General features: G+C 59.3%; 11 protein-coding genes and 3 tRNA genes. 4 read left to right on the top strand and 10 right to left on the bottom strand.

Annotated elements, in window-relative coordinates; translation table 11 throughout:
• Positions 1–33: 33 nt before the first annotated feature.
• From HMPREF2710_RS00530 to HMPREF2710_RS00515, 4 genes are all read right to left on the bottom strand, one after another.
• A tRNA-Met gene (locus tag HMPREF2710_RS00530) sits at positions 34–107 on the bottom strand.
• A gap of 38 nt (positions 108–145) precedes the next feature.
• Positions 146–217 (bottom strand) — tRNA-Thr (locus HMPREF2710_RS00525).
• A 285-nt stretch (positions 218–502) separates the two neighbouring features.
• A complete protein-coding gene (locus tag HMPREF2710_RS00520) occupies positions 503–2716 on the bottom strand; it encodes a DEAD/DEAH box helicase (RefSeq protein WP_070598988.1) in 2214 nt (737 codons plus the stop codon).
• A gap of 658 nt (positions 2717–3374) precedes the next feature.
• Positions 3375–5237, bottom strand: a complete 1863-nt coding sequence (locus tag HMPREF2710_RS00515; protein WP_049349180.1) for a DUF2079 domain-containing protein — start codon at positions 5235–5237, stop codon at positions 3375–3377.
• A 224-nt stretch (positions 5238–5461) separates the two neighbouring features.
• Here HMPREF2710_RS00515 and HMPREF2710_RS00510 point away from each other — a divergent pair, with 224 nt between their 5' ends.
• Positions 5462–6739, top strand: coding sequence for a DNA-3-methyladenine glycosylase family protein (locus tag HMPREF2710_RS00510; protein WP_246824506.1), 1278 nt, complete (start codon positions 5462–5464; stop codon positions 6737–6739).
• A gap of 96 nt (positions 6740–6835) precedes the next feature.
• Here HMPREF2710_RS00510 and trxA read toward each other — a convergent pair whose 3' ends face one another.
• The 3 genes from trxA to HMPREF2710_RS00495 form a co-directional block, all read right to left on the bottom strand.
• Complete coding sequence (trxA, locus tag HMPREF2710_RS00505) at positions 6836–7213, bottom strand: thioredoxin (RefSeq protein WP_012902990.1); 378 nt, start codon at positions 7211–7213, stop codon at positions 6836–6838.
• Between the two features lie 412 nt (positions 7214–7625).
• A tRNA-Tyr gene (locus HMPREF2710_RS00500) sits at positions 7626–7707 on the bottom strand.
• Between the two features lie 265 nt (positions 7708–7972).
• Positions 7973–8359, bottom strand: coding sequence for a hypothetical protein (locus HMPREF2710_RS00495; RefSeq protein WP_049347079.1), 387 nt, complete (start codon positions 8357–8359; stop codon positions 7973–7975).
• Between the two features lie 141 nt (positions 8360–8500).
• On the opposite strand from HMPREF2710_RS00495, the gene HMPREF2710_RS00490 reads away from it, so the two are divergent.
• Entirely contained in the window at positions 8501–8992 is a 492-nt protein-coding gene (locus HMPREF2710_RS00490) for a YajQ family cyclic di-GMP-binding protein (protein WP_005508322.1), read from the top strand.
• Positions 8993–9188: 196 nt separating this feature from the next.
• Here the strand turns inward: HMPREF2710_RS00490 and htpX are convergent, their stop codons facing one another.
• Together htpX and HMPREF2710_RS00480 are read right to left on the bottom strand one after the other, a co-directional pair.
• A complete protein-coding gene (htpX, locus tag HMPREF2710_RS00485; protein ID WP_070598984.1) occupies positions 9189–10073 on the bottom strand; it encodes a zinc metalloprotease HtpX in 885 nt (294 codons plus the stop codon).
• 139 nt (positions 10074–10212) lie between these two features.
• Positions 10213–10476 (bottom strand): hypothetical protein, encoded by a 264-nt coding sequence (locus tag HMPREF2710_RS00480; RefSeq protein WP_005504804.1) that lies wholly within the window; start codon positions 10474–10476, stop codon positions 10213–10215.
• 194 nt (positions 10477–10670) lie between these two features.
• On the opposite strand from HMPREF2710_RS00480, the gene HMPREF2710_RS00475 reads away from it, so the two are divergent.
• Positions 10671–11258, top strand: a complete 588-nt coding sequence (locus HMPREF2710_RS00475) for a Fur family transcriptional regulator (RefSeq protein ID WP_049353374.1) — start codon at positions 10671–10673, stop codon at positions 11256–11258.
• Between the two features lie 129 nt (positions 11259–11387).
• Positions 11388–12878 carry a catalase gene (locus tag HMPREF2710_RS00470; RefSeq protein ID WP_049353375.1) on the top strand — a complete coding sequence of 497 codons (1491 nt, stop codon included), beginning with the start codon at positions 11388–11390 and terminating at the stop codon, positions 12876–12878.
• Between the two features lie 264 nt (positions 12879–13142).
• Here the strand turns inward: HMPREF2710_RS00470 and HMPREF2710_RS00465 are convergent, their stop codons facing one another.
• The gene (locus HMPREF2710_RS00465; protein ID WP_070598981.1) at positions 13143–14459 is read right to left on the bottom strand and encodes an SseB family protein; all 1317 of its coding nucleotides are present in this window, start codon (positions 14457–14459) and stop codon (positions 13143–13145) included.
• Positions 14460–14635 lie beyond the last annotated feature (176 nt).

Raw genomic sequence — 14635 nt, 5'->3', positions numbered from 1 at the left:
AAGATGGCGCTCTACCACTGAGCTATCGGGGCGTAGCGGTGGACGGGCTCGATCCGTCGACCTCACGATTATGAGTCGTGCGCTCTAACCAGCTGAGCTACACCGCCACATCATTAATACGTGCTCTCGCATGAATTAATGAGAGAGCCCCGACCGGGAATCGATCCCGGGACCTCCATCTTACCAAGATGGCGCTCTACCACTGAGCTATCGGGGCAACAGGTAAAACTATACAGGTCTTCACGAATGCTCGCAAGCGGAGAAGCTATGGCATACGCCACATTTATGCTTATCCGCTCTCCACACTGCCGCATGAGAGCCCAGCATTGACCAGGTATCACCACAACAGCTGATGCAAACACATCAACACACAAATACATAAAGACCGGCAGGAGAGCTCATCACTCCCCTGCCGGTCTTTGAATCATATGCGGATGACAAGGCTGCTAGCCGATAGCCTCAGCAAGCCCCTCGTACCGCAAATCCAGGCTTAGCCGAAATTTTAGTAGCGCTTGCCGCGGCCGCCAAAGTCACGGCCGCCCTCACGGTTACCGCGGTAGCCTCCATCGCGACGGTTATCACGGCCGCCGAAGTCGCGGCCGCCGAAGTCGCGGCCGCCATCACGGTTGCCACGGTAGCCACCATCGCGGCGGTTATCACGGCCGCCGAAGTCGCGACCACCGAAGTCGCGGTCATTGCGCTTGCCACCGAAGTCACGACGCTTGAAGTCGCGGTCGCCACCGAAGTCGCGGCCACCGTCACGGTTACCGCGGTAGCCGCCCTCGCGACGGTTATCGCGACCGCCAAAATCGCGGCCACCCTCACGGTTGCCACGGTAGCCGCCCTCACGACGGCCGCCACCGAAGCCGCGGCCACCGCCGCCACCCTTGGGACCGTTGTCCTTGCGGATGTTGATGAACTCGCCAGCAATCTTGGTGTCACGCAGACGGTCGAAGAAGTCGCGGGGCAGGTCCTCGGGCAGGCCAACAATGGTGAAGTGCTGGCGAATGTCGATGGAGCCAATCTGGGAGCCCTTAATACCACCCTCGTTAGCCAATGCACCCACAATAGCGCCTGCGGTCACGCGGGAGGAACGGCCAACGTTCAGCTTGTAGTTGACCATACCCTCATCGTTGTGCGCGCGCTTTGCCTTGCGGCCGCCGCGATCCGAATCTTCGTCAGAGAAGGGGCGGGACTTGTGGGCGATATCTTCGCTCTCATCGAGGAAGAAGGGGCGACCCTGCTGGGCGATAACAGCCAGTGCGGCCGCAATGTCCTCAGCGGTGGTGTCGTGCTCGTTCTCGTAGTCCTCGATAATCTGGCGGAAGAAGCTCAGGTCCTCAGACTCGATGGTCTCGGTAATCTGCTGTGCGAAGCGCTGCTTACGGGTCTCGTTCACTGCCTCTGCGGTGGGCATGTGCATCGGCTCGACCTTCTGGCGGGTTGCCTTCTCGATCTGACGCAGCATGTACTTCTCACGCGGGGTGACGAAGAGGATTGCGGCACCTTCGCGACCTGCACGACCGGTACGACCGATGCGGTGCACGTAGGACTCGGTGTCGTGGGGGATGTCGTAGTTGACGACCAAGGAGATGCGCTCAACGTCCAGGCCGCGTGCCGCCACGTCGGTTGCCACGAGGATGTCGATGCGGCCGTCACGCAGGGCGTCAACGGTGCGCTCACGCAGCTGCTGGGGGATGTCACCGTTAATCGCTGCCGCCGCGAAACCGCGTGCCTTCAACTTGTCGGCAACTTCCTCGGTTTCCTTCTTGGTGCGCACGAAGACAATGATGCCGTCGTAGTTTTCAACCTCGAGCACGCGGGTCATTGCGTCCAGCTTGTGGGAGTGCATGACCTGCATGTAGCGCTGGGAGATGTTTGAGCTGGTGGTGGTCTTAGCCTTGACGCGAACCTCGCGGGGGTCGTTCAGGTACTGCTGAGCAATCTTGCGGATCGAGTTGGGCATGGTTGCGGAGAAGAGGGCAACCTGCTTGCTGTCGGGGGTGCCTTCGAGGATCTTTTCCACGTCTTCGGCGAAGCCCATGCGCAGCATTTCGTCTGCTTCATCGAGTACCAGGTACTGCAGGTTGGACAGGTCCAGGGACCCCTTTTCCAGGTGGTCAATCACGCGGCCGGGGGTACCGACGACGACCTGCGCACCGCGGCGCAGACCAGCCAGCTGCGGGCCGTAGGGGGAGCCACCGTAGATGGGCAGGACGGTGAAGTCCTCCATGTGGGTTGCGTAGGAGGAGAAGGCTTCTGCAACCTGCAGAGCCAGCTCGCGGGTGGGTGCCAGGACCAGAACCTGGGTGTCGCGGGAGACGCCGTTGATGTCGGCGAGTTCAGCCATGCGGGACAGTGCCGGCAGCGCGAATGCTGCGGTCTTACCGGTACCGGTCTGTGCCAGACCAACCACGTCGTGGCCCTCAAGCAACAGGGGGATGGTCTGTTCCTGAATGGGGGACGGCTTCTCGTAGCCTACCTCTTCCAGGGCTGCCAGGACGCGTGCGTCCAGGCCCAGGTCGGTGAAGCGTACGCCTTCTTCTTCAGCCTTGTCGGCGGTTTCTTCGGCGGGTGCTTCTGCAGTAGCTTCTGCGATGGTTTCTTCTGCTTCTACAGCAGGGCTCTCAACGGTGTTCTCGGTGATGTTCTCAGTGGTCACAGCGGTCTCTGCCTCGGCGTTCAGTTCGGCCGGGGTAGCAGTATTCTCAGTCAATTTTTCCTCTATACGGTAGGGGTGGATAGCGCACGCTTTTCGGCGCTTACCGGGTGTCCCCTTCACGGCCCAGCCACACATCATCCCCTGGGGAGTAGAGTCCAGGGGTCCTCCGTTACCGGCACATTCTGCAGAGGTGTTCTGCGGATGCTATGGGTAGCGGCTCTTTGCTGGGGGTGGTCTTGAATTTCTCGGCACATTATCCGCACGCTTGTTCGTACTCTACGCTCAACGCACAGTAGTTCCTGTGAATCAGGGTGTACAGGGTGGGTAATGCTCACATGCAATGTCACGTATTCCTGGTGGTTCGCCTTCCCGCTTACACGGCGGTGGTGTGTCTGTTACAGCAGACGCAGCAAAGACGCTGGACCAGAGATCGTTAAGAGAAGCCCTCGTGTACGGTGTAAACCGCAAATTTATGGGGCGTATCAATCGGTGATGGTGAGTACGGCGCACCTACAATTCCAGCACCACCTTGGGTGCCGGGTGCGCACAAGACCTTCATCGGGGGTTCCCGTATTCTACCTAGTCTACCTTAGCGGCGTCCATTTAACCCCAAAAGGTGCTTAAAACCTCATCTCTTAACGGCGAGCGCCCACCCTCACAGCCGGAGGGCGGGCGCTTTTCAGGCACGCATCATGCCTATGCAGTCCTGGGATTAATCCACGCGACGCACAATATCAATCGTGCCGACAGTCGCATACTTAGCGTAGGAGCTGCCGTAGCGGTCAGCCGCATACTGTGCGGCGTTGGTCGGCGGGTTGCCGCCCCAGGAGTTGCTCATGCGGTCGATGACCACGTAGTCGGGCGCTGGCTTACCGGTGTGTCCAATCCAGTAGACGGTACGACCGGGAATCAGCTGGGTCAGAATCGACAGGTCAGATGCGACCGATACCCCTTCAGGTACCTTCTGGACGGCGTCCCGCTTCATCTGGTCAGTCGTAGTCAGCGCGGAGGCGGTGAACTGCGCATTACCCAGGGACGCGAGGGGCTGCTGGGATCCGGGCACGAAAATCGGGGACGCGGCTAGGAAGAGCGCCACGGCAGGCAGAACCCACACGGGCATGCGGCGCGCCGTGGCGGTCAGGCGGCCGGGCTCGGTATTGGTCTGAGGTTCCTGCGCGGAGGCGCTATCGGCTGCGCGCGCGCCCAAACGCGCCGGAATCGCAGCGGGAACCACTCCGTAGCGTATCCGCATGACAGCGTCGAGCAGGGCGAAGAAGACGACGGGCATGAGCACGAGCGAGTAGTGCCAGGTGCTTGCCCAGTAGGATTCCATGGTGGAGAGTAGACGCCAGGCAAGGGTCGGCAGGGCAATTGCCGCGAGCGGAGAAATCACCCAGAGGACTGCTCCGGTAATGAGCAGCAGGCCGAGGGTTGCCAGCTTGGTGTTGTTGCTGAGCATCTGCAGTGCCGAGCCGAAGGGGTCGCCCAGAGCCGCAGATAAGTTCACCTTGTCGGCATAGTCGAAGTTTCCGCCGCTATTGAAGTAGGGCAGAATCACGTAGATGGCGACGGCGGACCAGAATACGCCCCAAATCATGACCATGGTGGATTCGGCGACGGCGGGGGTGCGCGCCCAGGAGGAGTAGAGCTGATGCACGCGGATTCGCATGGGGGCGGGGGTGCCCGCGGAGAGGCGCGGCATCAGAATGTCTACGGCGGTGCTCAGCCAGCCGGTGCGAATAAAGATAATGAGGCCGATGGCTGCGACGGTGATACCCATATCTTCTTTGACGAAGGCAATGGGCAGGGACCACCAGCAAGCGTAGGCGAGGTAGCGGGCACGTTCGGTGCCACTCACTCGCGAGGCGAGCACCAGGTAACCGAGGCTCATGGCAAGCAGCGGCACGGCGAAGGCTACTTCGTGGAATTGGGCGGCGATAGCCTGCTGAACTCCGAAGCTGAGGGCGAATCCGGCGCCGAGCAGCAGACCGGTGATGGTCGGGATGACACTCTGAAGTTTTGCGGACTGAGCAGTCTGCGCAGGTTCGTTCTTCTGCGCGTCCTCAGTTTTCTGTGCGTCCTCAGTCTTCTGGGCGAGCGCGAAGGCACGCTGAGTGAAGCGCACAATGGCAAAGCTTGCGAAGGCGACCAGGGCGTTCTGCACGACCAGTAGCGTGGTCGGCGAGGGGAACAGCGCGTAGACGGGTCCCAGGAGCACCAGAATCGGGTGGAAGTGGTCACCCCAGAGGTTAAAGTCGGGCCCCTTAATGGGCACGATGGGCACGGAGAAGTGCGAGTACGCCTGCGCCATCTGGGTGAAAATCGCCAGGTCCCAGGAGGGGGTAATCCAGTGCTTCATCTGTTGCAGCGAGTAGTAGGTGTACAACGCCATGACGGCGGCGGCAAGCAGCAGGCCGGGTAGTAGTTCGAGGGGGCGGATGCTTTTGACGCGCTCGGTGAGGGACTGACGCGGCTGTTTTTTGGCGCGCTGAGTACGGTCCGCGCTGGTGGCGGTGCTGTTCTTCTGTTCAGGTGCGTCAGTATTCGAGGATGCTTCGTGTGCTTCCGCTGCCATAGGCGTCCTTCTCTCGGGGTGTGTGTCCGGGCTACAGGCGCCCACAGAACGGGTGGAACGCGTCGCCTTTGTCGTTGCCGGTGGCGGAGTTTGCGTTCGTTCTCACTCTACCCTTTAGGGTATCGCATTAGCGCTGTGCCTGCCCTTCCTGCGCTTTTTGTATCTTGTCCCTCAAATATCTGCCCCGGATGCTAGGGCCCGGTTTGGGCGCATAGACTGGTGTGGTGAGTACGTTTCCTTCCTCAACCCCCGGCGGTGTCACCCCTAACTGTGCGGCCCTTGACAGCCACCCGGTAGCGGGTGCTCGGCGCATCCGGCATCCTTTGGCGGCAGCTGGTGTGCCCTATGCGCCAGCGCTTGCGGATGTTCTTCAGGAGCCTACCGTTCTTCACCAGCCGCGCGTTCAGGTTCGTACTCTCTCCTCCGCCGCTTCGCCCCTTCCGAGTGTCCTGGCTCCTGAGGTGTGCGAGGTTGTGATTGAGCCGCATGTTCCGGTGCAGTTGGCGCAGACGTTGGGGTCGCTACGTCGCGGCGCTCAGGATTTTTCGTATCGTGCGCTGAGCCGCGCGGATGGTGCTGAGAGAATCTGGTTGACGGCTCGCACGCCGTTTCACGAGTTCCCAGCGGTGCTGTACGTTGAACGAGTTGCGGAGACAGCCACGCTTCCCGAGACTCTCCCCTCCCTGCATCGCCTGCTGATGCGCCCGGTGCGTATTCGTATCTGGGTTTCTTATAGTGCCGCTGATCAGCAGATGCAGGCGCGAGCCGACCTTCAGGCGCTAGCGCAGGAAATGACGTACTGGCTGGGGTTGCACGACCCCGCCGAACAGTTCGGTGCTCTGTCTTCTTTTGAGTCTCTTCCGCCGCGTGTTCAGCAGGCGTGGCGGCAGAATCCGGGGCTCCGCCTCAGCGCTTCGGGGCAGCTGGACCGGCAGATGCTCAACGCCATTGTGGAGCAGCGCATCACCCAGACCGAAGCGTTCAGGACCTTAGGCTGGGTTCTGCGAAAGTACGGCTCCCCCGCCCCTTCGACCGGGTTGGGGAATCAGCCGGAGGGGATGCGCGTCTATCCAAGCGCCCGGACCCTGGCGACGATTCCTACCTGGGATTGGCATCGGGCTGGCGTTGATAAAAGCCGCTACGATGCCGTGTACGCTTACGCTCGTTCCGCAGAGTCTCTAAAAAACATTGCGGCAGAAGGCGACGTCGCACTTCTGGCGCGGAGCCTGCACGCTGTGCGCGGCGTGGGCCCGTGGAGTATTTCCGAGGCCCTGCAGCGTGTGTGCGGGCACCCGGATGCCATCAGCGTGGGCGACTACCATCTGGCGCACGCGGTCGGTGAGCTGTTCATAGGTCAGCGCACCGATGATGCGGGAATGCTCTCCCTGCTGGCGCCCTTTAGCCCGCATCGGCAGCGTCTGGTGCGGCTCATGCATGCTTCGGGCTTTTCGAAGCAGCGCTACGGGGCGCGCATGACCATTGAGGATCACCGCGACCGCTAACGCTCCTGCACCCTCACGAGGTTAAAAGGGGGCGGGGCGCCCCTGCCGGTTGTGCCGGCGGGTGCGCCCCGTTCAAGCTCTTTTGTGGTGGTGAGCTTACTTCTTCTCTGCAGAGCCCTCTGCTGCTGCGATCTCTGCACGGACCTTGTCCATGTCGAGCTCGCGGATCGAACCGATTACGGTCTCCAGCTGGTCTTCGCGCAGTGCGCCAGCCTGCTGGTATACCAGGATACCGTCACGGAAGCCCATGATGGTGGGGATGGAGGTGATGCCTGCTGCCTGAGCGAGCTGGCCCTGGTCCTCGGTGTCGACCTTGCCGAAAACAATGTCGCTGTGCTTCTCCGAAGCCGCCTCGTAGACGGGGGAGAACTGCTTGCAGGGACCGCACCAATCTGCCCAGAAGTCCAGGAAGACAATATCGTTGCTCTCGACGGTAGCAGTCAGGTTCTGCTGAGTAATTTCATTAGTAGCCATGAGATAAAGCTACACCCTCAAGACCCCAATCGCTAATTGTTCGCTCTGGGATTCAAACATGTGAAAGATATGACAAATTGCGGTCATAGTAAATACTTTTTGCGGCTGTTTCAGCCGGTTCACGGGCGTGTCGCGAATACTCTGGCGAATGCCCCTGTAGCCGAATGATGGAGGCGCCCGACCCGGCGGGCGAAGCCCCGTGGTCGTCCCCTACAGCATCCTGAGGAAAGCCCCCAATGCGGGCACCAAGAAAATACGGGCGCAACCATGAAAGACCGTTGCTGTGGAAGATCACCGCGGTGGAAGATTACCGCGGTGGAAAGCCGCTGGGTTGGAAAGCGGCTGCGGAATCCGCTATAAAACTGGTTTTAGATACACAAAAGCCCGGTTACTTTCGTAACCGGGCTATTTGTGGCAGGTGAGGGATTCGAACCCCCGTAGGCAGTGCCAGCTGATTTACAGTCAGCCCCCTTTGGCCGCTCGGGTAACCTGCCGCCTAGCTAGGTGCTAGTTGCTCGCTCAAGCGAACAGAGACTACTCTACAGCAGTTTTAGGGACTTGTACACTTCACATAGGGTTTTGTGACGAAGGTTATATATCTGGTTATATTTATCGTCTTTTCGTCACATCAGAGCGTCGGTGCACGCTCACCGCGCATCCATATCTATCGCGCATATCTATTGCAACGCCCGCGCCCTCACCTCATGAATAAAGCCCTCATGAATAAAGCCGTAAATAAAGCTACCGCCTACAGCAACTTTAGAAGGAGCGGGACGGAGTATCGCCATCCTGCTCAAGCAGAAGCACGATCTCCAGGTGCTCCAGATAGCGGCGCGCCTGCTCCACAGTGCACATGTCGCCAGCAATCTCACGCTCCAGGTCACGGCGAACGCCACGGAAACGTGCCACCAGCGAAGGTTCCGTCAGAGTGATACCGATACCGTCAAAGGGAGAGGGCTCGGCATCTTCCTCGTGCAAATCAAGATGAATCTCGTGGTGGTCAGATTCGTTGAGACGCTCCGCCTCAGGAATACCCTCGGGCTCAGCACCCAGAGAGGTATGCAGGTCGATGAAAAGGAGGGTTTGTAGGTCGCGAGCTTCCTCGCTCGTGCGCAGGTCCGTCGTGGACAGGTTAGGAGTGGTCATATTTCTATTGTCCTCTTTTAAGGTTAGTAACGCCTGTAAAACAGGCTCGTTATTCTGATAGTTAGCTGTGAACAAGAGCCCCAACCCGGTAGGCTAGTACTAACCGGTGCCAGTAGCACCTCATTCACGAAAGGAAAGCCCATGGCTAGCGAATCGTCATTCGACATTGTGTCCAAGGTGGACAAGCAGGAAGTTTCCAACGCACTGCACCAGGCGCAGAAGGAAATCTCCCAGCGTTACGACTTCCGCGGCGTAGGTGCAGAAATCGACTACTCCGGCGACAAGATCCTCATTAAGGCAAACGCCGAAGAGCGCGCCCTGGCAGTGCTCGACGTTTTCCAGTCCAAGCTGGTCAAGCGCGGCATCTCCCTGAAGTCCCTAGACTCCGGCAAGCCCTACGCATCCGGCAAGGAAACCCGCATCGAGTGCTCCATCAAGGAAGGCATCGCGCAGGATCAGGCGAAGAAGATCTCCAAGATGATCCGCGAAGAGGGCCCCAAGGGCGTGAAGGCAAACATCCAGGGTGATGAGCTGCGCGTCTCCTCCAAGTCCCGCGATGACCTGCAGGAAGTTATTGCAATGCTCAAGTCCGCTGACCTTGAGGTTGACCTGCAGTTCGTCAACTACCGCTAAGCTCATGCACCCCCCAGTGATGGGTGAGGGAAGCGAATAGAAGCCGAAATGCAAAATCCTCGGGGTGGCTACTTCCACAGTAGCCACCCCGAGGATTTTTTGCCTGCCGACCCGTCATCGCGGGTCACAATCGTCACGCCGGGTCATATTCATACAGCGCCACATTTGCGCCCGGATGATTCAGCGAAGAAAAGACTTAGTACTGACCCATCTCACGAGCCTGCTGCTGCAGACGCGCAATACGCTGGTCCATCGGCGGGTGAGTAGAGAGCATGTTCTTCAGGGAGCCGAAGGGGTTCGCAATCATCATGGCGCTCGCCGCCTCCGTGTTGCGGTTGTTCGGGTCCATCGGATACATGGACACGCCACTCTCCAGCTTGTTCAGCGCCGAAGCCAGAGCCAGCGGGTCGCCGGTCAGACGTGCACCGTCTTCGTCGGCATCAAATTCGCGGGTGCGGCTAATAGCCATCTGAATGACCTGCGTAGCAATGGGAGCCAGCAACGCAATCACGAACATGGCGAGGGGGTTGGAGCGTTCACCATCGCGGCTGGATCCGCCGAACATCGCGCCAAACGAAAGAATCTGCGCAATCGTACCGATAATGGAGGCGATACCCGCTGCCACCGAAGAGGTGAGGATATCGCGGTTGTACACGTGCATCAGTTCGTGGCCGAGCACGCCGCGCATCTCGCGCTCATCCAGCAACTGCAAAATACCCTCGGTACAGCACACAGCTGCATTCTGCGGGTTACGACCGGTTGCAAACGCATTCGGGGTCATGGTCGGTGCCACGTAAAGGGCGGGCATGGGCTGACCCGCGCGGGAGGACAGCTCCTCCACAATGTCGTAAAGCACCGGAACCTCTTCGCGGCTGACCGGGTAAGCATTCATGGAACTCAGAGCAAGCTTATCGGAGTTCCAGTAGGTGTACGCGACCGAACCCAAGCTAAACAGGCCCATAACCCAGATGAAAATGGAGGTGCGGAAAGTCGCCGAAAGCAGGCCACCGATGAGCAACATCATGCCCACCATGGAGCCCATCAACAGGGCAGTTTTCAGTCCGTTGTTATGGCTGTGCATGGGTATCCTCCTGAACAATTAGGTCAGTGCGTACAGCGTGTACTTGACTCTATAGAATACGTGCAAGCACCCGCGGGCGCACCTTATGGCACGCGGATTCACCCAGAGCGTCACCCATGCGCCGAAAGCTCAAAAGGGATTAGGGAATAGCGCCCGGAATATTCACCAGGGGCACCTGCTCCAGCACCTGCGCCGTAGCAGTGGGGAAAATACCCAGCAGCAGAATCGTGCCGTACGCGCCCAGAAAAAGGATGAAGAGCAGACCGAGCATCAGCTGACCCTCCAGATCAAAACCAGTGGTAGTACTGCGGTACTGGCCGTAAATCACCGGGGTCACGATGGGCACACCGAAGAGCAGAATCATCAGCAGAATGTAGATGGGGTTTGTGAAGTCGTACACCATGACCCTATCCTCCTTGATGGTGATCGCCGGTACGGGTTACTCTAGGTTCTTTGATTGTACGGCATCTCTTCACACCCGAGGCCGGGGCGAGGAGGGGCGCCACAGAGTGGATGAAAGGGACGCCTTGCCGGCTTATTATGAGCTTTTCATAAAATAATGATGAATTTCTCATAATAACGTGTAGACTTAAACCTATGACCGACGCAAAGACAACCTCCGACACGAAGAAGGCTCAAAGCCCAGACCATCACAACACCGGTTGCGCCCACACCACCGGCCTACCCCTGCTCTCCGCAATGAGCCCCGAACAGCTCGAAGAAGCATGGACCACCGGACTGCGCGCCAGGGGCCGCCGCGTCACCAAGCAGCGCCTCGCCGTACTCCACGCAGTGCAGGAACACCCGCACTCCACCGCCGACACCATCGTGCAGGCAGTCCGCGAGCGTATCCCCGCCATTACGGTTCAGTCGGTCTACGTGATTCTTGCCGACCTGACCGACATCGACCTGCTGCGTAAGTTTGAGCCGCCGGGAACCCCCGCCCTCTACGAAACCCGCACGGGCGACAACCACCACCACGCCTTCTGCGTACGTTGCGGCAAGGTCGAAGACGTGGACTGCGCGGTCGGCTCCGCACCCTGCCTGACCCCCAGCGATTTTCACGGCATGGCACTCTTCAGCGCAGACGTGCTCTATCAGGGCGTGTGCGTAGACTGTCAAACTGAGGCAGAAGCAGAACTGGCGAAGAGCCAGGTGCAAGCCGCAGCGAGCGTTCAGCACTAACGAACCACATTCCCACACCTTACTCCGGGCGTGAAACAGCGCCTCAGTGTTCGTTAGCTGCACCCTAAAACAGGAAGAATGCTCGTCGAAAACCACATAGCATCACCAAAAACACAAGGAGAAGCAAATATGTATCAGACCCCGCAGAACCCCATTCAGCCCGGTTCTTACACCACCACGAGCACTGGCACGCCGGTGGCTTCAGATGATCATTCGCTCACCGTGGGCGCCGATGGTCCCATCGTTCTGCACGATGCTTACACTGTTGAAAAGCTCGCTCAGTTCAACCGTGAGCGTGTGCCCGAGCGTGTGGTGCACGCGAAGGGAACCGGCGCATACGGCTACTTTGAAACCACCGAAGACGTTTCGCAGTACACCCGTGCGGCGCTCTTTCAGCCCGGCGTTAAAACCGAGCTGCTGATTCGTTTCTCAACCGTGGCGGGCGAATCCGGTTCCCCCGATACCTGGCGTGACCCACGCGGTTTCGCGGTGAAATTCTACACCACCGAAGGCAACTACGACCTGGTAGGCAACAACACTCCTATCTTCTTCATTCGCGATGCCATTAAGTTCCCCGACTTCATCCACTCGCAGAAGCGTATGCCCGGTTCGGGTCTGCGCGATCACGATATGCAGTGGGATTTCTGGACCCTCAATCCGGCATCGGCGCACCAGGTAACCTGGCTGATGGGCGACCGCGGCCTGCCCCGCACCCTGCGCCACATGGACGGCTTCGGCTCTCACACCTACCAGTGGATTAACGCCGCGGGCGAGCGCTTCTGGGTTAAGTACCACTTCAAGACCGAGCAGGGCAACGAGTTCTTCACCCAGGCTCAGGCCGATGAAATGGCGGGTAAGGATGCTGACTTCCACCGCCGCGACCTGCGCGAGGCTATCGAGCGTGGCGACTACCCCGCCTGGACGCTCTATGTGCAGATCATGCCCTATGAGGACGCGAAGACCTACCGTATTAACCCCTTCGATCTGACGAAGGTGTGGCCGCACTCGGATTACCCGCTGATCAAGGTGGGCCGCATGGTGCTGGATCGCAACCCGCAGAATTTCTTCGCCGAAATCGAGCAGGCAGCCTTCTCCCCCTCGAATTTTGTGCCCGGTATCGCGGCTTCGCCCGATAAGATGCTGCTCGGTCGTATCTTCTCCTACCCGGATGCGCATCGCTACCGCATCGGCACCAACTTCGCACAGCTGCCCGTGAACGCACCACACGCAGCGCCGGTGAACAACTATTCGCATGACGGTTCGATGCGTTATAACTTCAACGACCCCTCCGTTCCGACCTACGCGCCGAATAGTCTGGGTGGACCGCATGCGGATGCGGAACGCGCTGGCGAAGGTAGCTGGGAGTCTGATGGCGAGCTGGTACGCACCGCCTACACCCTGCGCCCGGATGATGATGATTTCTCGCAGGCTCGCACCCTCTACGAGGTAACCATGAACGACGAAGAACGCGAGCGCCTGATCAGCAACATCTCCGGTCACGTAGGCGCTGTTCGTTCCGACGAGATTCGTGAACGCGCGTTCCAATACTGGGATAGCGTTCACCCTGAGCTCGGTTCTCGCGTTCGCGAGGCCGTGGCAGCCGCCGCATCTGGTTCATAAGATACGGCAGCGTCTGTTCTCCTGTAGATTCGAGAACATGACGCACAGCTGGCTACTACTATGGGGTCGGTGACTTTCAGTAAGGTGGAGTCACCGGCCCCATATTTTAAACCCGTTTGCAGGATTACAACCCTCTCCAAACACAAAAATCGCCCGAAAGAGACAACACCGTGTGGGTGTCTCTTCCGGGCGATTTTACGTGACGGGTTTTACGAACTATGCGGATGCACTAGCACCAGCGGGAGAAGCGCCGAAGACCGCTTCCTATTCACCCACAATATCGAGGAGCTCGCGAATCTGCGCCGCGGTCAACACCGTGGAGGGGTTAATCGCGTTCACCTTCACGCTCGGAGCACCAATCTCCAGGGCGTAACGCAGAATATCCAGGGCGTTCGCCGAACGCACCTCAATATGCGGATCCAGTGCCGCAATCTCAATGGGCGAAGTGAACACCAGCAGACTCTGCGGGTTGCCGTTCTCATCCGGGTCAAAGACGAAAGAGGTACCGGACGGGTCAGCCGGGTCAACACCCACCAGCAGCACGGATGCCGGGGACACCAGGGAGCCGAGCAGCATCTGCATATTGTCCTGCACAAGCGCCATTTTCGCGCCGTCATTGCGAGGAGAAGTGACAATCCAGTGCACCTGAGCGCGCTCAATGTAGCACTCGTGGTCAGTGCCGGGGTCAACCACGATCAAGTCCAGCGCCTCATTGCTGAGGAAGTCAATGAAGACCTTCATCGCCGGTTCGCGCAGAATCAGCTCATCTCCCTCGGATTCCTGGCGCACGTAGCTCTTGCCAATGTGCTCGGAGGAGGAGAACACGCACAGCGCCTGCATGCCGGTCTCGGGCATGCGAATGACCTGGTGGGCCAGTACCGACTCGGGGCCCATCGGGTCAGTCTCGGAGGGAATCAGCAGGGAGCCGGTCGCATCAAGTAGAACGTCGCCACCAAGCATCGTACGAACCACGTTAATGAGGGTTCGCTCCTGCACGTCGTTGCGGAAGGTCTCCAGAGCAGCAACCAAGTAGGGGTTCGGAATCTCATGCTCGCTCGAAGACAGTGCCGCGGCGGCGGAGTGGCGGGCACGACCCTCCATACGCTCACGAGCCCACTGCGGGATACGCGACGCATCGCGAGGGAACTCAGCCAGGTGCTCACGCACGTCGGTTGCGGTCAGGGTGCCCTCATTCTTCCAGCTAGCGGGCTCGTCGTCACGGTTGTAGGAGGCACCCACGCTGAACTGCGGGTTGGGCCAGCCGGTAGCCGCAACCACGATGGAGGCGGTAAACCAGGTGCCGCGGTTACCGTCGTAGGCGGCGCGCTGTAGCTTACGGACCTCAGCAATAATGGGCGAGCCGTCCTTGAGCGGGCCGATGGTGCCAATGAACTCTTCGCCGTCGCGGAATTCACGCACACGCACGAAAATCTGACCTGCCAGAGGCTTGACGTCCAGCACCATTTCGCTCCAGCCGGGGTCAACACTAACGACATCCAGCAGCCAGCTTCCAATGTTATTCAGCGCATCCTGGATGCGCGCGGCACGGCTACTCGTCTCGGCAAGGCGGGGTTCAGTCATAGTTCATACATCCTTGAGTGTGAATACGGCGCGGCTGGAGGCATCCGTGTTCGGTCGTAGTGTCGGCTTACAGGGTGCCGGAAGAAGCCGTCCCTTCGATTCTAACGAACACAGGCACTCAACGCAGATAGTTTACGCCGAAAGATATATGCTCTACCTCTCCCTCAGAGCTCTTG

Origin of the sequence: Rothia sp. HMSC069D01, assembly GCF_001810135.1 — a bacterium.
Classification (GTDB): domain Bacteria; phylum Actinomycetota; class Actinomycetes; order Actinomycetales; family Micrococcaceae; genus Rothia.
This window is presented reverse-complemented; position numbering and strand designations above follow the sequence as displayed.

What these genes read in the sequence shown, in the direction of transcription:
- HMPREF2710_RS00515 (WP_049349180.1), bottom strand. Translation starts at nt 5,237, where the DNA reads ATGGCAGCGGAAGCACACGAAGCATCCTCGAATACTGACGCACCTGAA.
- HMPREF2710_RS00475 (WP_049353374.1), top strand. Translation starts at nt 10,671, where the DNA reads ATGACCGACGCAAAGACAACCTCCGACACGAAGAAGGCTCAAAGCCCA.
- HMPREF2710_RS00495 (WP_049347079.1), bottom strand. Translation starts at nt 8,359, where the DNA reads ATGACCACTCCTAACCTGTCCACGACGGACCTGCGCACGAGCGAGGAA.
- HMPREF2710_RS00465 (WP_070598981.1), bottom strand. Translation starts at nt 14,459, where the DNA reads ATGACTGAACCCCGCCTTGCCGAGACGAGTAGCCGTGCCGCGCGCATC.
- HMPREF2710_RS00470 (WP_049353375.1), top strand. Translation starts at nt 11,388, where the DNA reads ATGTATCAGACCCCGCAGAACCCCATTCAGCCCGGTTCTTACACCACC.
- HMPREF2710_RS00490 (WP_005508322.1), top strand. Translation starts at nt 8,501, where the DNA reads ATGGCTAGCGAATCGTCATTCGACATTGTGTCCAAGGTGGACAAGCAG.
- HMPREF2710_RS00480 (WP_005504804.1), bottom strand. Translation starts at nt 10,476, where the DNA reads ATGGTGTACGACTTCACAAACCCCATCTACATTCTGCTGATGATTCTG.
- htpX (WP_070598984.1), bottom strand. Translation starts at nt 10,073, where the DNA reads ATGCACAGCCATAACAACGGACTGAAAACTGCCCTGTTGATGGGCTCC.
- trxA (WP_012902990.1), bottom strand. Translation starts at nt 7,213, where the DNA reads ATGGCTACTAATGAAATTACTCAGCAGAACCTGACTGCTACCGTCGAG.